The following is a 21,969-nucleotide window of genomic DNA, read 5'->3' as shown; positions in this document are numbered from 1 at the left end:
TTTTATCAATTTCTTTTTAATTAAAGAATTATATAGCTACAACGTTCGCAGCTTGAAGACCTTTTTGGCCTTGCTCTACTTCAAAAGAAACTTTTTGACCTTCAGCAAGCGTTTTAAAGCCTTCTGAAGCGATTGCACGGAAATGTACGAATACGTCAGCGCCGCCGTTGTCTTGAGTGATGAAACCGAAACCTTTCTCTTCGTTAAACCACTTGACGATACCAGTTGTGTTAGACATGTGTGTCCCTTATTTAATATTTAAATGTCGCATATGCGACGTGATAATCTGTTGAATTATACACTGTTACGCTAAATAAAAGGAAACATATAGGTACATAACGATAACGTTTTTGTAGCTGTAGGTTTAACTTGTACTTGATGCTGCATGTAATAACTCTCTGAAGAACTGAGCGAGATAATACCACCTGCTCGCTTTTTGTACAGCTTAATTTTTGTACAAATCCATTTTTAGCCGCAATAATACGCTATAAAACAGAGGAGGAACACAAGTAACTTTTAATTATCAAATGCTTAACCGAAAATGTAAAAGTTTAATAATAACAAAAGTGACCCGCCCCTCTTCTCTATATCTCTAATTAGTATGCTAAGCAATAACAGCATGGCGTTCTGCACCACGCAACATTGCATGTATTAGCTCGTTAGCTTCAAATTTAGTGAGTGCTTCATCCGCACCAACTTGATGAGCTTGAGAAACGCTAATTTCACTTGATAAGGAGGTATGTAAAATAATGTAGATACTTTTCAGTTTATCGGTGTTTTTTACTTCAAAAGCGAGTTCATAACCATCAAGCCCTGGCATCTCAATATCACTCACTAGAATCTGAAACGGATCATGATTATCCGCTGCATGTTTCATCATGCTTAAAGCATCTTTCCCATTCGTTGATATAAAGTAAGGAACACTAATACTGTCTAATGCTTGTGATAACTGACGTCGAGCGACAGATGAATCATCGACTAATAGAATCTTAAGTGGGCGTAAAATTTCACGTTCGATATCTGTTAGTACAGGATTAAGGCTACTTGGGTCTTCAGGGAAGATCTTTGACATCAACAATTCAACATCTAGAAGTTGAACAAGATTATCTTCAACTGTTGTTACACCAGTAACAAACACATTATTGCCTAGCGATACAGGTGGAGCATCAATTTCATGCCAATTACATTCTGTAATTTTATTTATGCCACGCACCATAAAACCGACTAGCTTTCGTTGGCAATCGGTAATGATAATATAACAGTCTTTTACTTCCTCCTTAACTAACGCTCGATAGCCCACAGCTTTAGCCATATCGATTACAGGGAATGTTTGACCACGCAAAGTAGCAGCACCCAAAACGGTAGAGTGAGAATGCGGAATAACAGTTAGCGGTGTGTAAGGAACAATTTCTTTCACTTTCAACGTTCCAATCGCAAAAGATTGGTTAAGTGTGAGTTGAAAAAGCAACATCCCTTGAGACTGGTTGGTTGCGCTTTTAATCATAAGTCGATCCCGTAATTACATAGCCGATAACATAGAAATCTATTTTAACCGTTTAAAGGACTTATAGGAATTAAGGTTATTGATTTTATAGATATTAAGTCAATTTTGATAACTTATGCATGAATTATCAAAATAACAAACCGTACTAAGTCACTATCTGTGTAGCCACCAGAATTTTCTAACGTATCGCTACAGCTCCACCATCAGGCAGAAAATTATACAAACTCACACTATAGTTAAGATGGTGCTATAGCTTGTTCAAAGAGGATGGATCGATATGGAACTACGTAATAAAGTTGGAGAAATCGCCAAATTAGCAGATAACTTAACATTGAAAGAAATCGCCGATATGGGCTTTTCTATCGATATCTGTGACAAGAACTACGATCCCAATGAACATTGGACAATACAACAAGACTCAGACAAAAAGGAAGGCGGTTATCCATAAAATCGTACAGAATATTCAACGTATCTTTATAAACATTTATGTAAGTATTATGGACAACAAAACGAAAAGCTGACAAATGTTGGCTTTTCATATTTCTATGCTATTCAGTAATAAATGGTTGCATTCTTTCTTACAAGTTTAATTATTTAAAAATAACGATTAAACATTACGGCCCGCCACAATAAGACAGCTGTTGCATATACAGGCGAATTATAAAAAGCACTTTAATATTATTAGATAAACTGGTGAAAAATCACAAACTTAATCAACACTCAATTATATAAAACCCGTTTGATAGTAAGGCTTTATCTATTCTGAAAAATAATAACCAAGCTCACATTAAATCAGTAGCAAATATACCATTTCTTACAACTTCACCTTGATTTCGTATTTCATACTGCAAAAATTAGTTGAAAAACCTTCCGACCTCTCAATTAACGCACAAAGTAGATCAATTCTAATTGAAAATTTAATTAATATTCCCATAATAAGAACTGTCAATATTATTATATTGGTTTATAAAAAGGATTTTTATGAAAAACATCGCTAACTTTGTCGAGCAACTTGAAAGGAGTAAAGTTCCTTTCAATATGTGGATCTACGCTGGTAATAACAGCTACTCTCCTTTGAAGGCTCAGGAGAATATTAAAGCTACACAGGTACTACAAAACACTATTGAACATCACCTACAAGTTGTTGTAGAAATGAACGAAAGTGCTTATTTGCTGTTATCTGAAGTACATATGGCTGTACCTATCAACTTTCAAGACTATCAAGTAACTGCTCTGACTGAGTCAAAAGCAGCGTAATATGATAGCAATTCGATGTATTGATATCAGAAAAAAACGATCAAGAAATAATCTGGCTAGGTGATTTCGACATTAACCTGATTGATAAACTCGTTTAATAGGCTCTTTTTAGAGCCTATTTTTTATACACTTTCAAATTAAAATCTGCTATTAAAATATACTTTATCTCGTAAGACTTATAATTTTTCATGATAATAAACTTTCTTTCATTTAGTCGTCAAATATTCATAATTCTATTACAATGTTGAATGAATGTGGAATATTATCCACTTTACGAGGAGAACTTAATATAAGCGGTTAACGCCAGCAAAAAAATAAACCAAACGTCACCTTTCGATGACGTAAAATTATTAGGATGATGCAAGTAGATTTACAACGAAAAAAATTATTTATTCGTCAGACAATTAACCTTCAGTGCTCGACTGCTTTAATGTATACATAACATTCCTCATTCCATTTTTACATGCCGCATTACCTGCATCCCAACCATCATTAAATCGAGTTAACCCGCCATCAAATGTTTCATCCTTTTGATACTCGGTATCCTCTACATTCTTTTCTTTCAACGCACTCTCACAGCCTTGGTTATAGCCATAATGATAAATACTGTCATATTTAACGTTAGTAACATATTCCTCAGGAAAGAATTTATAATTATCATAATCAGCACTTGTGCACCCGATAGCTGATAATGACAGTACAGCGATAAAAATGAGCCTTGCTTTCATCATAGTTTTTATTCCTTGAGTCGCTTTCTATCTATTTGTTTAACCACAACTTCATAACTTTTTCTTGTCACTTAATGTTAGTCTAGACAAGACTCAATGACTTGTTTAAATTATTCATCACAATAATGGTATATTTCTAACGAAAGAATAAGAAAGGTATACTGATTTATGCTGCAAGTAGAACGACAATTAAAAAACATCGTAGTAAGTATAATGGCTGCTGATCCTGCGCACGACATCAATCACATAGAACGGGTTGTTGCCTCAGCAAAAGCGTTTGCCATTCAAGAAGGGGCATCGTTAGACATCGTGATTCCTGCCGCTTGGTTACACGATTGTGTCTCCTTACCAAAGAACCACCCTGATAGACATTTAGGCTCTCAATTTGCAGCAAAGCAAGCCATTACTTACTTAAAGTCGATCAACTACCCTGGGCGTTTTTACGCTGACATCGAGCATGCTATAGAGGCGCATAGTTATAGTGCCAACATCGACATCAAAACTATTGAGGCAGCAGTCGTACAAGATGCTGACAGAATTGATGCTTTAGGGGCTATTGGTATTGCGCGATGCATACAGGTAGGTACTACATTTGGTGCAAACTTATATTCGAATGATGACCCATTCTGTGAGCACCGTCAGTATGATGATAAACACTTTTCTGTCGACCATTTTTATAACAAGCTTTTTAAGCTCAAAGACACCATGAATACGAAAACGGCCGAAAAAGAAGCGCAGATAAGAACAGAATATATGAAGGGTTTTCTTGCTCAGTTACAAAACGAAATCGGTGTTTAGAATAAAAACTCAGACGGGACACAATTGCTATAGGTAACTTGGGTATAAAAAAGCACCGTCAATACGGTGCTTTTGATCAATAAGTAAAGTGCTGAATAGCCACTCTACTTTCAAATTAGTTTAGATTCGATTACTTTGAATCAGCACGGCTCATGAACTTCTGTTCTGCGGTGTTGATCTTAATCTTTTCGCCAGATGCGATGTATTCAGGCACTTGAACAGACAAACCTGTAGACATAATTGCAGGCTTAGTACGAGCACTCGCCGATGCGCCTTTAATTGAAGGATCTGTCTCACTAATAACCATATCAACCGTTGCTGGTAGCTCGATGGCTACTGGCAAATCATCAACAGTCAGAACTTGCAGACCTTGTGTATCTTCGGTAATGAAAAGCAGCTCTTCTGCAATACTTTCTTTATTGAAATTATATGGCGTGTAATCTTCGCTATCCATGAAGACATACTCATCACCATCGATGTATGAAAACATAACAGAATGACGGCGGAAATCAGCCAGAGTAATCATTTCATCAGCTTTGAAGCTTTCATCTGTTTTCGAACCAGTTGCCACATCGTATAAACGCATACGATAAAGACTTGCACCAGCACGACCACTCGGTGTTAGCTTCTTAATATCTTTAACTAAAAACACTTTTCCGTTATGTTCGATAGCTGCAAACTTCTTTATTTCACTAGCCTTTGGCATGATCAATATTCCAAAAAATAAATCGTATTGTGGAAAATAGCATGAACTGGATTTTAGGCAAGTACTGAAAGTAATAAGCGCTGATTAATTCACCATCTTTACGCATAACAATTAGAAACATGGCGACAGAATGTTCGAGCTCTTACGGCGTGCCTTGATAATATGTCATTTGCCAATTTCAATGAATAAACGATGCAGTAACGCCTTCAGCTGATCTTGATCCTGACGTACTTCATACTGATGTTTTGAATTTACTTTTTCCCAATGCTGCGCCATAACTCAATAAAAAAATGAACAACCGCAGTGATAGGGTTTGATGCGTGATATTCCTCAATAACATAGACAAAGTTCGACTTGAATTTTTCTACTGCTTCACCCTCAGTTTCTGCATAAATATAGTCATCTTCCACCTCAAAACCCTGCATGAGTAACTGTTCTTTTTCTTGTAAAAATGTATCTGAGGTTGGATTCAAAAAAGTAAACTCTTTTCGATTTGAATCAGGTTTGCAGAAAAATTGAAACTTACTCATCTTACTTACACCTTTATCATTAATATCATAACTTTAATGCTGTATGTTCATACAAAAACATATAAAAAACAAATAAAAAGGAGAGGATTAAGATAGAGTTCAAATATTTTAAATGCAATGAATATTCAAACAATTTTACTTTAGCAAGCCATCAATAACGCCTTGCTGTAGCTTTACTTCAAGGGTATCCCAAAGTTGTTGGCTTCCGTCTGAAATTCGACGTCCATTTAATGAAAAGACTTTCTCTTTAGAAATATTGTGCTTTTTCCAACTATGCCCATTACCTTGAAGGTTATGCAGTAGAGGTGGAACACGATCAATGGCCTTAGCGTATTTAGATTCCGCCGTTTCACCGGCTTCAAACTCATGCCATAACGACAAATATTCTTCACCTAGCCCATCAGGTAACAAGTCAAAAACACGCTTTAATCCAGCTTCTTCATTTTGCTTATTTTCAACTGTTTCACTGGCGTATATTATCGTATCGCCCGCATCAATCTCGCCTAAATCATGGATAAGCAGCATCTTGATTACGCGGTTAATATCAACGGGCTCATTAGCATAATCTTTGAGCATTAAAGCAGAAAGGCACACATGCCAGCTGTGCTCGGCAGAATTTTCATAACGTTCCAGGCCTACTGGCCGAGTATTGCGAATAACCGATTTTAACTTTTCGATCTCAACGATAAAATCGAGAATTTGTGTAATTTCTTTCATTAAGACACCATCCTTGGCTTCAGATTCATACATTAGATATACAAGTATTATGTGCTATATAGAGTATTACATTCTGCTAGACATAGTGTGGTCATCATTCATTTGAAGCAGATCCCAGCGATTACCATATAGATCTTCAAATACGGCAACGGTTCCATAATCTTGCTCTTGGGGAGGTCTCAAAAATGTAATACCTTCAGATACCATTCGGTTATAGTCTCGCCAAAAATCGTCAGTATTTAAGAATAGAAAAACACGCCCACCCGCTTGATTGCCAATGAAGTCATGCTGTTCTGGTTTTGATGCACGTGCTAACAGTAACGCCACCCCGTTAGAGCCAGGAGGTGAGACAACAACCCATCGTTTATCCTGTTCTGGCTGGTAGGTATCTTCAATCAGCTCAAACTGTAATTTATTAACATAAAAATCAATCGCTTCATCGTAATCTTTAACTACTAGCGCAATATGAATAATTGATTGTTTCATTTAATCATCAACCTTAATCTTTGTTTTAACAGTACTATACTTATCCAATAACGTTAAGTCGCCACATAGATATGGATATCATGGAAAATACTTTCGTCTTACACTGTTTAAAAAAACTGTCTTTGACGTTTTTAACACTGAGTGTTTTTGCTACACAGCAAACCTACGCAAGCGAATACATTGTAGAAAAAATTAACCATCACAATCAAAAGCAAAGTTCTTGGGTGGTATTACCCTATATATTCAGTTCTGACAGTATGGGGCTAACGACCGGAGCTGTGGGGATATTTGATGGGTATCTTCAGCCACAAATGACAATGGTGGCAACGATATTCGTAGGTGAAGAGCTTGATGTCACAAATGAAATTGATGGTGATAATAAAGAAGAACGCACAGCTGGCGCTATGTTTACTGTAAGTGGCTACAAACCACCACTCACAGATCGCGTATTCATCACGATGCTCGGTGCCTATGCGTATTACCCTAATCAGCGTCTATACCTCGATGGCAGTAATGATTCCATTCGCGATCTGGAATCGAATGATCCGAAGAGTACCTCTCCTTTGCAGACTCAAGGTTATAGCAATTGGTTTGAAGCCGATTTTCGTTATGTTCTACCTTGGGGAGAAAGTACTGATAATGCCCTACCCATTATTCAATTAGATCGCGGTATCGCCGTTAATAGAGATAATATCGGTGGTGGTACTCCTTTTTCAACAGGGCAAACAATTTTAGGAACTGAGCTGTTTTACTCCAAATGGACAGCAGATAAATTTGCTGAAGAACCCGTAATAAATACGAATGGTATTAGGTTCTATCTTGAGCATGATAATACCGATTACCCCGCAAACCCAGCCAGAGGATATCGTTTTAATGGTCAATTCTCTGTCGATTTTGGTATTGGAAATTCAACGCAAAGTTGGAATGCAATTGAACTTGATTATGCGCATTATATAGAACTTGATGACTTTTCATGGACGAGACAAAATGTTATCGCATTTAATGTCTGGAGTGCTTACTCTCCCTCATGGGATAAGTCAGAAAGTTTGCAGGAAGGCGGTGGTGTATTAGATAAGCATCAAACCCCCATGTGGGAAGGTGCCCGTTTAGGTGGTTGGAATAGAATGCGTGCTTACGATAGTAACCGGTTTAATGATAAAGCAGCATTATATGGCACCGTCGAATACCGTGTAATTCCAGACTTTAACCCTTTACGCGATAACACATGGAGTCCATTTCCTATAGATTGGTTTCAAACGGTCTTTTATATTGAAGTGGGACGCGTCGCAGAACAGTATGAACTCGATTCATTACTCACTGACATGAAATACGATGTTGGTTTCAGTCTACGTGCATTAGCCGCTAATGTGCCTGTCCGTTTTGAAATGGCTTTTGGTGAAGAAGGGTCGGCAATGTGGGTTATGCTTAATCAACCATTTTAAAGGGCTCTTTGGTTTTTACTATAAACCCACCAAAGAACACCTTATTGCGTTATTAGAGTTATGCTAACAACCAGCCTTAAACTGTATCTAAAGCATTTTCCCTTGTACCGGTATTAATGCCCCTGTCAGGTTTGTTTTTGCTGGCTGAGTCAATTCAATCATTAAGCTAGCGAACTGAGATGGGTTTACCCACTCATTATGATCGATATCAGGCATTCCTTTTCGGTTTACTTCTGTATCAATGATCGTAGGCAGTACAGCATTTACTTTTATGCCATATTGAACACCCTCAGCCGCCTGACTTTCTACTAATCCATTAAGGGCACGTTTAGATGCCATATAAGGACCAAAACCATAAGATACATTACGAATAGTATCTCGGGCAGAAACATACATAATAGATCCCGCTTCTTTTTGCTTCATAGCAGAGAATATTTCACGCCCTAACATCCAAGCTGTTGTGAAGTTTACGCTGAACAATCGCTCAATATCTTTTGGCTCTGCATCTTCCCATGTGCTCCATAAAAAAATACCCGCGCAATGATAATGAGCATCAATTGAACCTCCCAAAATATCAAGTGACTTAGCCACGAATGCACGACACGTTTCCTCGTCAGTTAAATCACCAAGAAGTACAGTGAGCTTACCGTTATATTTATTTTCTAAATCCTTCGCACGCAGTTCATCCCCTACTCGCCCATAGCCGACAACCTGAGCACCAGATTCAATCAATTGCGCAATAATCTCTTGTGCCGTTACAGAAAAGCATGCCGCCACAGTTGCGGTTTTAATTTGGCTCGAATACATAGTCATCTCTTTTCTCTCTTTCATTGTTATTATTTGCTAGACGACATAATAATTGTTGCCATTAACGCTGCCTATATGCTTATGAACAAATGGCTTTTGTCTTTTAAGCAAAGGTAGGGGTTGCCCAATACCTTTTTGACATGACTTAAGCCATATAATGTTCAAAACAGAATGTAAGGTTAGGTAACGATTATTCATAATAAACTTATCAAAATCTAACGCTGCAAGTAATAAACGGTATGCACGTTACACAGTGGTTACATTGGCATTATTAGATGTTACTTTTCGTTACGCTTCTTTACGTCCAATGTGACGTTCAACTCGTAAATAAAAATAAAACCCCCGTAATATAGATTCCATTGAAAACGAAAAATAAAACCAAATAACAATAAAAGCAATTAGCACAAGAAAATCAATACAAGCTACAAAAACGGAATGTTAATAAACAGGATTTATTAATATAAGGAACCATCTAATTTATATTTATTATTGCTCATGCCTTAATGAGCAATAAATAATTTTACCTTTTAATAAACAAATAATTAATCATCTAGTTTTCTAGATATACTTTCTACGTTCATAATGGATGGAGTTCAAATGAACATATTCAGTACAATGCAAAAAATGGGTCGCAGCCTCATGCTGCCAGTCGCCTGTATGCCAGCAGCGGGTATCTTACTTGGAATTGGCGGTAACTCGGAAGTCGCAAAATTCTTACCTGATATTGTCGCACAAATAATGACAGAAGCAGGTCTAGGTGTATTCGCGAATATGGCATTGCTATTTGCCATTGGTGTTGCACTTGGATTTACTAAAAATGATGGTGTTGCAGCACTTGCAGCAACATTAGGTTATTTAACCATGACACGTGTATTAGGTGTTGTCGCTGAAGGCACTGATACAGGTGTATTTGGTGGCGTTATTATGGGGTTAGTGGCAGCGCAACTCTTTAATAAATATCATGATATTAAACTACCTACCTATCTTGGTTTCTTTGGTGGTAAACGCTTTGTTCCCATTGTGACCTCTTTAGCGGCATGTGTTGTTGCAGGAGCTTTAGCATTAATATGGCAACCAATTGGTGCAGGTATCGCAGCGTTCTCTGAATGGGCTGCTTACCAATCACCAGAAGTCGCATTTGGTATCTACGGTATCGTTGAACGTTCTTTAATTCCTTTCGGTTTACACCATATTTGGAACGCTCCTTTCTTCTACGAAGTTGGTGAATTTACAACAGCTGCTGGTGAAGTGGTTAAAGGTGAAATCCCTCGTTACCTTGCGGGTGACCCTACCGCTGGTAATCTAGCCGGTGGTTACATGTTTAAGATGTTTGGCTTACCAGCTGCTTGTCTTGCAATGTATGTAACGGCTAAAAAAGAAAATAAGTTAATGGTCGCGTCAATTCTAGGCTCTGCGGCACTAACATCATTCTTAACGGGTATTACCGAACCAATTGAATTTGCTTTCTTGTTTGTAGCACCTGTTCTTTATGTTGCACACGCACTGTTAGCTGGTTCTGCATTCGTTGTAATGATTCTGCTTGGTATTAAGCACGGTACAACATTCAGCCACGGTTTATTCGACTTCACGCTGCTTTTCGGTCAATCAACCAATGGCTGGTTACTACCTGTTATCGGTCTTGTTTACGCTGTTATTTACTTCTTAGTTTTCGTTACTTTAATTAAAGCGTTAGATTTAAAAACACCAGGACGTGAAGATAAAGAAGAAATGAGTGTTGCTGTAAATACATCTAAAGATGGTTTAGCGCAAGACATCGCAATGGCATTTGGCGGTAAAGAGAATATCAAAGACTTAGAAGCTTGTATTACACGCTTACGTGTAACGGTATTCGATAGTTCAAAAGTCGATATTCCACGCTTAAAAGCACTCGGTGCGGCAGGTGTATTCGCAAAAGGTGATAACTACCAAGCGGTATTTGGCACACACTCTGAGATCATTAAAGGTCAAATAGAAGTGCTAGCATAATAAAAGTCTGAGTGGACTTTAGCCCGGACTTCGGTTCGGGTTTTTCCTTGTTAAAATCTACCATTAATAGTCAATAACACGCCAAACCTCTTACCTAAAATACTATTTTTCACATTTAAAATGTATTAGGCATTCGTTCTCCCTTCTGAAGTCACCTCAAAAATAAATATTTCCGGCTCTTCTATTACCGTTGCTGCCTGCATTGCCTCTTTTAATTCCTGAGACTTTAAAAACACACTGGCATTATCAACCGTATCCCATTCAAATATTAAACAAATAACATTCAGTTCATTTGGAACATGCCCGACGCTATACGATAATTCCCCTGCAGATTGTCTTTGTGTTAAAAAATCATCAAAGGCAACTCTCCATTTTGATGCATTCTCTACCTTATGTTTAATAAAGACCTTTATCATAACCCCACCTTTACTTCATTAATCATGATTTTCTATTTAATCGTGATTGATCCTGTCATTCCCGCCTCTGCATGCCCTTTGATAGTACATTTAAGGTCTTTAATTTCTGTCGCTTTCACAGGTACGAACCACCATTCAGCAGTACCACCGGGATAAACTTCAATCTCTCGCACGGTTCCTTTTATCTCTGCAATTACTTTGCCTTCAGCACTCACCACTTGCGTTTTACGTGTAAATACAGCCTGAGCCAAGCCTTCGGAACTAAAGTAGTGCTTCTCTTTCCCTTCATTATGCAAAATGAGCTTGTAGAGTTTACCGGTTTCGAATTCAAGTTTATCAGGGAAAAAACGCATGGCATTCTTGTCATTACCTAATGAAACTTTCATTTCAATAGGCTCTTGCTTTGTCATATCACCTGCGGCAAGGACACTTCCTGTACACACTAAACTGATCAATACAGCTGAAATTACGCCTAACGATCGATATTGCATGATGCTTCTCCTCAGTAAGTAGGTAAAAATATGCACGCATTACACTTGGTAATAGCATGGTTATTGAAAACCTATTCCTTATTTTAGGTGCTGATTGCAAAATCGGTTTAATAATTGTGGAAGAAGGAAGGTATAGCGCGTATAAAAAAAGGGTGACTGAGAATTCACTCAACCACCCTACTTTCTGTATTGAACTTGCCTGTATCGTTACTTCACAGTCAGGTCACGCTAGATTATAAACCCTGTGCATACTGAGCATTAGTCGATACTGTTACCATGTTGGCTAGTTCAACTTTTGATTCTTCAACACCGTTCAAAATATTTTCAAAATGCTTAACTAACTGCGATTTATCCAACTCTTCTTTAGAGCCTGAACCAATGTTTGTTAAATCAATAAAGAATTCGTCGAATAAACCTGAAAGATCATTTACTACATCAATATTTAAGAACTGCTCATCGTTATAGATGCTTGGGTAGCCACCTTTTTGCTTATCAACCGCAAAAGAGATCCCCTTAACATTCGTAATGGTGGTCGCTTTTTCACATCGAAGCATACAGCCATCTTCAATTGCTGGTTTATTACAACCTACCGTTTGTTGGAAGAAACACTGACGGCTAGTCATCATCAAAATCGGATGATAGATGCTGTAGAATAACTTAAAGTTTTCAGGACGCTTAATGTGTCGGATCTGGCCACGGTTAATTTCATTCGAAATAAATGCACCAGAACAGTTAAGTTCTTCTTTCATGGTAACTAGAGCATGAGAGTTAGTGGTGTTTAAGAATGGCCCCGCGACCCAATCAATATTCAGTTCAAAAGCTTTATAAGCGATACCAGTATTGTTACTCACAATACGCTTTGGCTTCACTTCTTCTAGTACTTTCACGGCTTCTAAGTAATCTTTACCAATTAATACCGCAGGGAACCAAGGAATCAAACGTGGATTATTTAAGAAGATGTTGATGTACTTTTTACAGTTCTTTTTAAAGCTTTCTGGTAGTTTGAAGTAAATATCAGCATCTGTTTCATCACAAAGGTGAAGATCTTTCTCATTAGCGATCAGAATCGACAATGTTGGTTTTTCTTCTACTTTTGGATGTTGTGGTAAAGCAGCAACCTCTACATGCTTAATCACTTCGACAGAATCATTCAATAAAAACGCGACTTCATTTTTTAGTGCAGTAAGCTCTTTAAATGGAATCGTTAAGTTCTCATCAAAATTATCAAAGCCTAAACGCTCTAGGTTGAAATCGGCATTATTAAAACTTCTAAAACGCTTTTCGATAGTTTCTGAAGACATCGAAATCTGATCTGCTACGCGCAATGATGAATCAGATGTAACCACAAACGTCTTATTGCCCGTTGTAACGCTAACCGTTAACGGTTCGTCTAGCTTTGCAGTAAAATCGATTGTTAATGTTGGCTTTGAAATATCAAGGAACTTGATTTTATCTTCTAATGTTGCACCAATGGCATTTTTAGATTCGTATAAATCTTTCTTAACATCTTCAATCTGAACAACAGAAATAGCGTTGTTTTTATCGATAGCATAATTCACGCTGTTATCACGTGGGTTATCGATAAACATGTCTTTCGCCAGATTACCTTTTAAGAATGAGTTGGTGAAATCACGGTTAAATACCTTATGAAGATTTGAGTCATCTTCTAGTATTAAACCTGTTTCTACAAAGTTATTGATATGCTTGCGCCAGGTATCAACAACTGTGTACACGTAATGTGCACCCTTAATACGGCCTTCGACCTTTAACGAATCGACACCTGCATCAACCAATTCAGGTAAATCAAAGTACGCTGAGTTATCTTTTAGGTTAAGAGGGAATTTGTTACCAGCAGCTGTAATTTCGTATTCATCACGACATGCTTGGCTACAACGACCACGGTTACCCGAATTACCCACACTGACTGAGCTTGAGTAACATTGACCAGAGAAGGCAATACACAATGAACCGTGTACGAAAACTTCAGTTAATATATCGTGTTCATGTGCTAGTGCTGTTAACGATTTTACTTCGCCAAGGTTCAATTCACGCGATAAGTTAGCGCGTGTTGCGCCCACTTTACTTAGGAATAAAATTTGACCTTCGTTATGAGTAGTTAACTGCGTTGAAGCGTGAACATCAAGGTTAGGAAAATGCTTTTTCACTAGGTTAAATATGCCTAGGTCCTGAACGATAATACCGTCAATGCCGCTATTAACCAGTTTATTCAGTAGCTTTACTAAACTTGGAATTTCATGCTCTAAGATAACAACGTTAAGGGTTAAGAAAACCTCGCAGCCGTATTGGTGAGCAAGTCGTAAAACGCCACTTAATTCATCAAATGAAAGATTGGACGCTCGGTTACGGGCATTAAACATATCTAAGCCACAGTAGACGGCATTAGCACCAGCAACAATCGCGGCTTTAATTGCTTCTACATCACCACCCGGTGCCAATAATTCAATTTTTCTACTCATTACGACAAAGCTCACTTAAATTGTTAGATTATATTTTTTCACGGCAATTCTACCTGCATCCTGTTTTCATAGCTATAAAATCGGCTTTTATTGACCCAGATCATTATTATAATGATATCGGATAACCGTAAACTCGGCCGATTTTACAAGAAATACAAGTAGCAGGTTAAAATTTATTTATATGATTATTCAGTAATATAGGGTTGCTGAATAAGTAAACCTTTCCGTCCTAAATACGGAAAGGCTCATCATTATTGATTAACAGTCGTTAATCGCATTGCGTACACGCTTATCTGAAACAGGGTAAGGCGTACCCAGTTGTTGAGCAAAGAAACTCACGCGAAGTTCTTCGACCATCCAACGGATCTCTTTCACTTTTTCTGGTACGGCTTGCCCTTTCGGAATTTTATTCAGTAATTCTTTGTAATCGCTCATTACTGAATCAATCTTCAAGATTTGAACACGATCTTTATTAGGGTCGATGGGGAGTTTTTCCATTCGACGTTCAATCGCCTTCATGTACCGCAGAATATCAGGCAATCTCTGCCATCCACATTCTGTTGCAAAGCCTTTAAAGATCAGGCCTTCAACCTGTGCCTTAATATCAGACAGTGCAAATGCCATAGATAAATCAACACGACCTTTTAAGCGCTTGTTAATGCTAAACGCTGTCGTCAAAATAGCTTCAACTTGCTGCGCAACATCAACAACCGTATCGCCAAGTTCTGCACGAACGTATTCTTTGGTTTGTGCAAATTGCTCTGGTTCCCAAATCAAACCGCCCTTCTGTTGAATAAGTTTATCAACACCGCAGGCAATACAGTCGTCAATAAGATCCATCACACGACCATATGGGTTGAAATATAAACCCAATTTCGATTTATTTGGCAAATTCGAGTGTAAATATTTAATAGGCGAAGGCACGTTCAACAGAACCAAACGACGCTGACCTTGAGTCATTGCCATTCGCTGCTCTTCTTCCGTTTCAAATAACTTGATACCCACAGAATCTTTGTTATCAACCAATGCAGGGAACGCTTTAACCTCAAAGCCACCCCGTTTTTGCTGATAGCATTCAGGTAATGCGCCAAAGCTCCATGTTTTTAAGCCTTCTTGTTCAATATCATCATCAGCAACTTGCGACAATGTTTCTTGAACTTGCTCTTTCAAGCCATCTTTTAAACTGTATAAGTCTTTGCTTTCTTTCAGCTTACGATTCTTGTGGTCAACCACACGGTACGTAATCTTCAAGTGATCTGAAACTTGCTCGGCTTTCCAGTCTTCACGCAATATTGTGACACCCGTAATACGCTTTAATTCTTTCTCTAACGCATCCAGCAATGGCATCGACATCGCTTCTGCACGTGAAAGAAAAGCATCTGCATAATTAGGTGCAGGCACAAAGTTGCGACGAATCGGCTTGGGTAATGATTTAATTAATGACACAACCAATTCATGACGAAGACCCGGTATTTGCCAATCAAAGTTATCGGGTTCTACTTGGTTCAGTATCGGTAGCGGCACATGCACCGTTACACCGTCACTATCTTCACCTGGTTCAAACTGGTAGCTTAACTTCAGTTTCAAGTTGCCTTGATGCCAAAAGTTAGGGTAATCCAAATCAGTAATATGGCTCGCATCGCCTCTGAACAACATTTCACGTTCAAAGTTAAGCAGGTTACTGTCTTCTTTTGATGCTTTCTTCCACCAGCTATCGAAGAAACTCCCCGATACCACAGTGTGCTCAACACGTTGATCGTAGAATTCAAATAATTCGTCATCATCGATCAAAATATCACGACGACGAGATTTGTGTTCTAGCTCTTCCACTTCGCGCAATAGTCGTCGGTTTTGATGATAAAACTTATGCTTCGTTTCCCAATCACCTTCAACTAACGCCGAACGAATGAAAATTTCACGCGATACTTGCGCATCAATATTGCCGTAATTTACTTTACGCTTTGCAACAATAGCAATGCCGTACATCATGATTTTTTCAAACGCGAATACAGCAGCTTGTTTCTTTTCCCAATGCGGTTCGCTATAGCTACGCTTCAACAAATGCTGTGCTAATGGTTCAACCCACTCTGGCTGAATTTTAGCGGCAATACGCCCCCACAGCTTTGATGTTTCAACCAATTCAGCAACCATCACCCACTTAGGCTGTTTCTTGAAAATGCCAGACCCCGGAAAAATATTAAAGCGCGCATTTCGTGCACCTTGATATTCGTTCTTTTCCTGATCTTTAATACCAATATGAGAAAGCATACCTGCCAATAATGACTGGTGAATACTGTCGTAGCTTGCTTCTTGGCTATTAATTTTCAAATCGAGTTCTTTCACTACCTGACTCACTTGGTAGTAAATATCTTGCCATTCACGAATACGCAAATAGTTCAGGTAGTCTTTCTTACATTGTTTACGGAATTGATTACCAGACAGCTCTTTTTGCTGCTCTTGAACGTAATTCCATAAATTAACAAATGCGATGAAATCAGAATCTTTATCCGCAAAGCGATTATGCTTTTCGTCAGAAGCTTGTTTTTTCTCTGACGGTCTTTCACGTGGGTCTTGAATCGACAATGCACACGCGATAACCATCACTTCGCGCAATGAACCCAGTTTAGGCGCTTCTAACACCATACGTGCAAGGCGAGGATCAAGCGGTAACCTTGCTAACTGACGACCCATTGGCGATAAACGCTTACGGGGATCAGTCGCTTTAAGATTAATCGCACCTAACTCTTCAAGTAGGCGTAAACCATCTTGAATGTTGCGATTATCTGGCGCTTCTACAAACGGAAAGGCGTGAATATCGCCCAAGCCAATTGCCGTCATTTGCAAGATAACGGATGCTAAGTTCGTACGTAGAATTTCAGGGTCGGTAAATTCAGGGCGAGATAAGAAATCGTCTTCTGAATATAAGCGAACACAGATACCTTCTTGAACACGACCACATCGGCCTTTACGCTGATTAGCACTTGCTTGTGAAATCGCTTCAATCGGTAGACGCTGTACTTTAGTTCGGTAGCTGTATCGGCTAATACGTGCAGTACCAGGGTCGATAACATATTTAATGCCAGGTACCGTTAACGATGTTTCCGCAACGTTAGTCGACAAAACAACACGGCGACCACTGTGTGATTGGAATACACGGTTCTGTTCATTAGCAGACAAGCGCGCATACAAAGGAAGTACTTCGGTATTACGCAAATTACGTTTTTCTAGGGCATCTGCCGTATCACGAATTTCACGCTCACCATTCATGAAGATCAGGATATCACCAGAACCTTCATCGCATAGCTCATCGACAGCATCGAAAATAGCTTGTAGCTGATCACGATCGTTATCATCACCGTCTTCAGACACGGGACGGTAGCGAGTTTCTACCGGATAAGTACGCCCAGTCACTTCAATGATAGGTGCATTATTGAAATGCTTTGAAAAACGTTCAGGATCGATCGTTGCCGATGTAATCACAACTTTTAGATCAGGTCGTTTGGGTAATAATTCACGCAAGTAACCCATAATGAAATCGATGTTAAGGCTACGTTCGTGCGCTTCATCGATAATTATGGTGTCGTACTGACTTAAGAAACGGTCATTTTGAATTTCAGCCAGTAAAATACCGTCTGTCATCAATTTGACTTGGCTGCGATCAGATACTTGGTCATTAAATCGGACTTTATAACCAACGTACGAACCTAATTCGCACTCCATCTCTTCAGCAATACGCGTTGCAACAGTACGTGCAGCAAGACGACGAGGCTGAGTGTGACCAATCATACCGTGGGTGCCACGGCCTAATTCCATACAGATCTTTGGTAACTGCGTGGTTTTACCCGACCCTGTTTCACCCGCCACAATCACAACTTGGTTGTGTTTTATTGCTTCTGCAATGTCATCTTTTCTTTGGCTAACAGGCAGTAATTCTGGATATTTAATCGTAGGTCGATTTGTTCTACGCAGCTCAACCGTTTGCATTGATTTCGCAATATCTAGCGCAATTTCATCAAATACAACGTGCTTTGCTTTTTCATTCTTAATTCTTGCCGCACCTTGCACACGTTTGTGCAAACGAAAACGATCGCGAATCATGCAATCTTTAATGGCGGCTTTCAGCGTTTTTTCATTATTCAAAACGTCTGATTGAGGAGTATTAGACAGACTCAAAGGAATTCCTGACTTTCAATTTTAAAATAATAAAGTATATCCAAACCACCTCAAATCGCAGATTTAGGCGAGCGTTGAAGACGTTTGGGTATATCTATAAAAACGGGCGTGATTCTACCACATATTTAAAGCTGATTCTGAACTGTGATTAACATCAAAATACAAACAGTAAAAAGCAGAATTCAATACCGCCAGTACACGCATAAGCATACTGTGGACCAAATTCTGCTTTAAATGTTTCACATTGATTTTTTACGGCAACACACCCTAGGCTACAAGGCACTCTTTTTCATTAATCGGTGCGTCGTCATTGTCATTAATCAAATTCGTTAACCACCGACGTCCTTTTATGCGGTGCGTGGTCAAGAACACTTTAACCACCTCTTCCGTCAAAATGGCAAGCATCACCCAGTGCAACGGCCATCCCAGTACAATACCCGTGATTATCGCAAGAGGAATACCAATTGCCCATTGTGCGAACAGATCAATAAAAATACTGTAGCGAATATCGCCGCCACTACGTAAAACACCACCAATGCCGACCATGTTGAACACTTTTAGGCATAAACCAAGCGCTAACACTAACGTAACATTCACGGCCATATCCAAATTAGGCGTACCCGCTTTTGCGAATAAATCACCAATGCTGTTATGAAATATTAATACCGTCGCACCAACAATCATCGCTAACGTCGCACTTAAACCAATAAACCACCATGATTGGTGCCATGCACGTTGGTAATTTTCAGCCCCTAGCTCATGGCCAAGTATGGTTGATGCGGCTACAGCAAAACCAATAAACCCAGATATTAGCACTCCTTCTATCGGTGATAATAAACTGATGATTGCTAGTTCAGTCACGCCAAGCTGCCCGATTATGTAGTTGTAAACCAATATTCCCATTGCCCAACCACCGTCATGGATCACCATCGGCAGTGCAACAGAAAGATACTTTTTTCGCGCTTTTACCGTTACTGCAGCTTCAACATCTGATACTTTTGGCAAAATCTCATTATACTTCCAATATGTGACAGCCAATAAAATAACAGTTTGGATACCGCGCGATATTGTTGTACCTAATGCAGCACCTGCAACACCCATCTCAGGAAACCCATATAAACCGAATATCAATAGTGCGTTTAGCGCGGCATTAATGAGTACCGCAATCAGCCCAACGACAGTAGGCATTTTAGCGACACCTATCGAACGTAATGCAGATTCTAGAGGCACAACAATGGCGGTAAATATGATGCTCCAACCACATACAAACAAATACATCGTTGCGTGCTCAACAAAGGTTGGATCATTTGTAATAACACTGACGATACTTTCAGGTGCTAAACGAAACAAAATCGCAAAAGGTATTGTCAAAACAATGGCACAAACCCAAGATTGCAATAGTGTACGACGCACACCATCCATTCTTCCTGCACCAAAATACTGTGCCGCTAGTATGCCTACAGCACCGCTCACACCAACAATGACCAATAAGTTAAAGAAGAATATTCGATTACCGACACCAACAGCTGCAACCTGCGATTCACCAAGAGTTGAAACCATCATTACATCGACCAAACCCAAGATGGCAAAAAGCATCGACTGCATCGAAACCGGTATCGCCAATCGCCATGTTTTCTGCCAAAATTCTTTATCCGCTGCCGCTTTCCAATTTTGCATTTTTGCCCCCTTCTAATGTTTGCTTATGTGAGGTGGATCATACGCCTAAAGGTAAATAACGACTTATGCTATCTTCTCAACAACCTTTGCCAAACTATCAAATGATATTTTTATACGATTATTAATTAATATCAAAACAAGATAAAAACAGAAAGGAGAAAACATGAGTTGGCCTGAGTACTATGAAATATCGGATCAATGCCGCACGACAACGATCGATCAAGGTCAGCTTATGGCTTTAGAGAAACACCAAATCGTGCAGTGCGGCGTAAACTACGCACGCCAGAGTTTTACGGTATACCGTCGTAACCCCAATATGCATATGTTGCTATTTACTTGTTGCGGTGAAGGTTGGCTAGAAACACCCGTGCGAAAATGGACACTGGAAAGCGGTAGCGTTATTCATGTTCCGCCTGGTTCTGCGAATGGATTTGGGATAACCCAAAAAGAAAAAGATGCTGATAACGAAACATTAGACGCTGAAAATGAAAATACATGGGATATAGCGTGGGTAATGTTAAGTGATAATGGCGAGTGGGCAAAAACAATGCCTAACGAAGTCACATACAGCAAAACGCAATGTGCTGATATGCTGCGTAAAACCATAGACTGCTTACATCAATCGATGTCGTTACCCTATCCTGTTGGTAACCAGCTAGGAGATAATCTAGTTGAACAAATACGCTTATTAGTAACTAATCGTTTACCGACATCTATGCCTATCTCGTTACAACGATTAGAAAAAGTGTTTGATCGCGCTAAAGAACAACTTCATCGCCAGTGGAGCGTGGCTGAACTAGCGGCATTGCACCCTTGTTCTGAGCCTCACTTTCACCGCTTGTGCCAACAATATTATTGCCATAGCCCTATTGCGCATTTAACACGATTACGGATGGAATATGCTGCTCGTCTATTAAGTGCGACTGAATGGCCAATACAACATATTAGTGAATCAAGCGGGTATCCAAACCCTGCCAATTTCAGCACTCGTTTTAAAAAATGGAGCTCTCTTACCCCTAGAGAATTTAGGCAACGCTTTAAGTATTAGCATATACCCAAGCCACCTCGCCTAGAGCCCAATAAATTCTCGTCGATACGAACATCTTGAGATGACTTGGGTATAAACGTTATTTATAGAACTGTATTTTAATGGAACAGTGTGCGATGAGTGTTGTCATAACCTTTATGAGCAAGGGAGTTAGAGTGGATTCATTCCTATTGAAACCTTGATTTATTACCAAACAAACCATAGTTAGTAATAAAGCGACAAATTAATACGTAGAGTAAGAGGCACATTATGTTCAAACAGTTACGCACTTTATTTCGCCAAGTCATGCATGAAGGCAGCGATGGCGGTGCTATTGATACCCCAACAATGAATTTAGCGATGGCCTCTTTATTGTGTGAGGTTGCCAATGCTGATCACCAAGTAGATCCTAGAGAAGAAGCAGCCAAAGTACAGCTGCTGATTAAACTACTCGATATAGATGAAAGAAGAGCTATAGATTTACTCGCAGAAGCAATGGTAAGAAGTGAAAAATCTGTTTCTTTATATGAATTTACAACGAAACTACGTGAACTTATACCAGAAGAACGCTTTCAGCTTATTGAAGCGATGTGGCAAGTCGCCTATGCCGACGGAATTATCGAACCCATGGAAGAAGCAGTGATCCGTCAAGTGGCAGAGTTAATTTACCTTGACCATTCAGAGTTTATTCGCGCAAAATTGTCAGCAAAAAATGGGTAATCAACATACACATTTCAAAACGGGACA

At 39.1% G+C, this 21,969-nt stretch carries 20 protein-coding genes; 7 read left to right on the top strand and 13 right to left on the bottom strand.

Annotation, left to right across the window (positions count from 1 at the left end):
• Positions 1 to 28 precede the first annotated feature (28 nt).
• Positions 29 to 238, bottom strand: coding sequence for a transcription antiterminator/RNA stability regulator CspE (gene cspE, locus C9J12_RS06130; RefSeq protein WP_011218617.1), 210 nt, complete (start codon positions 236 to 238; stop codon positions 29 to 31).
• 366 nt (positions 239 to 604) lie between these two features.
• Positions 605 to 1,504 carry a chemotaxis protein gene (locus tag C9J12_RS06125; protein ID WP_107241912.1) on the bottom strand — a complete coding sequence of 300 codons (900 nt, stop codon included), beginning with the start codon at positions 1,502 to 1,504 and terminating at the stop codon, positions 605 to 607.
• A 277-nt stretch (positions 1,505 to 1,781) separates the two neighbouring features.
• Here C9J12_RS06125 and C9J12_RS30620 point away from each other — a divergent pair, with 277 nt between their 5' ends.
• The gene (locus tag C9J12_RS30620) at positions 1,782 to 1,952 is read left to right on the top strand and encodes a hypothetical protein (protein WP_011218619.1); all 171 of its coding nucleotides are present in this window, start codon (positions 1,782 to 1,784) and stop codon (positions 1,950 to 1,952) included.
• 533 nt (positions 1,953 to 2,485) lie between these two features.
• The gene (locus C9J12_RS06120) at positions 2,486 to 2,761 is read left to right on the top strand and encodes a hypothetical protein (protein WP_107241911.1); all 276 of its coding nucleotides are present in this window, start codon (positions 2,486 to 2,488) and stop codon (positions 2,759 to 2,761) included.
• Positions 2,762 to 3,165: 404 nt separating this feature from the next.
• Here the strand turns inward: C9J12_RS06120 and C9J12_RS06115 are convergent, their stop codons facing one another.
• Positions 3,166 to 3,492 carry a hypothetical protein gene (locus C9J12_RS06115; protein ID WP_107241910.1) on the bottom strand — a complete coding sequence of 109 codons (327 nt, stop codon included), beginning with the start codon at positions 3,490 to 3,492 and terminating at the stop codon, positions 3,166 to 3,168.
• Between the two features lie 165 nt (positions 3,493 to 3,657).
• Here C9J12_RS06115 and C9J12_RS06110 point away from each other — a divergent pair, with 165 nt between their 5' ends.
• Complete coding sequence (locus C9J12_RS06110; protein WP_107241909.1) at positions 3,658 to 4,287, top strand: HD domain-containing protein; 630 nt, start codon at positions 3,658 to 3,660, stop codon at positions 4,285 to 4,287.
• Positions 4,288 to 4,417: 130 nt separating this feature from the next.
• On the opposite strand, the gene efpL is transcribed toward C9J12_RS06110, so the two are convergent.
• From efpL to C9J12_RS06090, 4 genes are all read right to left on the bottom strand, one after another.
• On the bottom strand, positions 4,418 to 4,993 hold the full coding sequence (gene efpL / locus C9J12_RS06105) for an elongation factor P-like protein EfpL (RefSeq protein ID WP_107241908.1): 576 nt from the start codon (positions 4,991 to 4,993) through the stop codon (positions 4,418 to 4,420).
• Positions 4,994 to 5,244: 251 nt separating this feature from the next.
• A complete protein-coding gene (locus tag C9J12_RS06100) occupies positions 5,245 to 5,523 on the bottom strand; it encodes a hypothetical protein (protein WP_011218624.1) in 279 nt (92 codons plus the stop codon).
• 135 nt (positions 5,524 to 5,658) lie between these two features.
• Complete coding sequence (locus C9J12_RS06095; protein WP_107241907.1) at positions 5,659 to 6,240, bottom strand: HD domain-containing protein; 582 nt, start codon at positions 6,238 to 6,240, stop codon at positions 5,659 to 5,661.
• Between the two features lie 66 nt (positions 6,241 to 6,306).
• Positions 6,307 to 6,726, bottom strand: a complete 420-nt coding sequence (locus C9J12_RS06090) for a VOC family protein (protein WP_107241906.1) — start codon at positions 6,724 to 6,726, stop codon at positions 6,307 to 6,309.
• Between the two features lie 80 nt (positions 6,727 to 6,806).
• Between C9J12_RS06090 and C9J12_RS06085 the strand changes: the two genes are divergently transcribed.
• Positions 6,807 to 8,168, top strand: coding sequence for a BamA/TamA family outer membrane protein (locus tag C9J12_RS06085; RefSeq protein ID WP_107241905.1), 1,362 nt, complete (start codon positions 6,807 to 6,809; stop codon positions 8,166 to 8,168).
• 87 nt (positions 8,169 to 8,255) lie between these two features.
• Here the strand turns inward: C9J12_RS06085 and C9J12_RS06080 are convergent, their stop codons facing one another.
• Positions 8,256 to 8,981, bottom strand: a complete 726-nt coding sequence (locus tag C9J12_RS06080) for an SDR family NAD(P)-dependent oxidoreductase (protein ID WP_227876288.1) — start codon at positions 8,979 to 8,981, stop codon at positions 8,256 to 8,258.
• A gap of 591 nt (positions 8,982 to 9,572) precedes the next feature.
• On the opposite strand from C9J12_RS06080, the gene ptsG reads away from it, so the two are divergent.
• The gene (ptsG, locus tag C9J12_RS06075; protein WP_107241903.1) at positions 9,573 to 10,961 is read left to right on the top strand and encodes a glucose-specific PTS transporter subunit IIBC; all 1,389 of its coding nucleotides are present in this window, start codon (positions 9,573 to 9,575) and stop codon (positions 10,959 to 10,961) included.
• A gap of 125 nt (positions 10,962 to 11,086) precedes the next feature.
• Here the strand turns inward: ptsG and C9J12_RS06070 are convergent, their stop codons facing one another.
• From C9J12_RS06070 to C9J12_RS06045, 5 genes are all read right to left on the bottom strand, one after another.
• The gene (locus tag C9J12_RS06070) at positions 11,087 to 11,377 is read right to left on the bottom strand and encodes a hypothetical protein (protein ID WP_107241902.1); all 291 of its coding nucleotides are present in this window, start codon (positions 11,375 to 11,377) and stop codon (positions 11,087 to 11,089) included.
• A gap of 32 nt (positions 11,378 to 11,409) precedes the next feature.
• Positions 11,410 to 11,868, bottom strand: a complete 459-nt coding sequence (locus C9J12_RS06065; protein ID WP_107241901.1) for a cupredoxin domain-containing protein — start codon at positions 11,866 to 11,868, stop codon at positions 11,410 to 11,412.
• A gap of 233 nt (positions 11,869 to 12,101) precedes the next feature.
• Entirely contained in the window at positions 12,102 to 14,345 is a 2,244-nt protein-coding gene (locus C9J12_RS06055; RefSeq protein ID WP_107241899.1) for a peptidase U32 family protein, read from the bottom strand.
• Between the two features lie 258 nt (positions 14,346 to 14,603).
• Positions 14,604 to 18,485, bottom strand: coding sequence for an ATP-dependent RNA helicase HrpA (hrpA, locus tag C9J12_RS06050; RefSeq protein ID WP_265416141.1), 3,882 nt, complete (start codon positions 18,483 to 18,485; stop codon positions 14,604 to 14,606).
• A gap of 300 nt (positions 18,486 to 18,785) precedes the next feature.
• Positions 18,786 to 20,195 carry an MATE family efflux transporter gene (locus C9J12_RS06045; protein ID WP_107241897.1) on the bottom strand — a complete coding sequence of 470 codons (1,410 nt, stop codon included), beginning with the start codon at positions 20,193 to 20,195 and terminating at the stop codon, positions 18,786 to 18,788.
• Between the two features lie 163 nt (positions 20,196 to 20,358).
• Between C9J12_RS06045 and C9J12_RS06040 the strand changes: the two genes are divergently transcribed.
• Positions 20,359 to 21,243 carry an AraC family transcriptional regulator gene (locus C9J12_RS06040; RefSeq protein WP_011218469.1) on the top strand — a complete coding sequence of 295 codons (885 nt, stop codon included), beginning with the start codon at positions 20,359 to 20,361 and terminating at the stop codon, positions 21,241 to 21,243.
• Positions 21,244 to 21,492: 249 nt separating this feature from the next.
• Positions 21,493 to 21,942, top strand: coding sequence for a tellurite resistance TerB family protein (locus C9J12_RS06035; protein WP_107241896.1), 450 nt, complete (start codon positions 21,493 to 21,495; stop codon positions 21,940 to 21,942).
• The last annotated feature ends 27 nt before the right edge of the window (positions 21,943 to 21,969 follow it).

It is taken from the genome of Photobacterium frigidiphilum, assembly GCF_003025615.1.
GTDB classification, from domain to species: Bacteria; Pseudomonadota; Gammaproteobacteria; order Enterobacterales; family Vibrionaceae; genus Photobacterium; species Photobacterium frigidiphilum.
The sequence above is the reverse complement of the archived record's forward strand: the minus strand, read 5'-3'. Positions and strand labels throughout refer to the sequence as shown.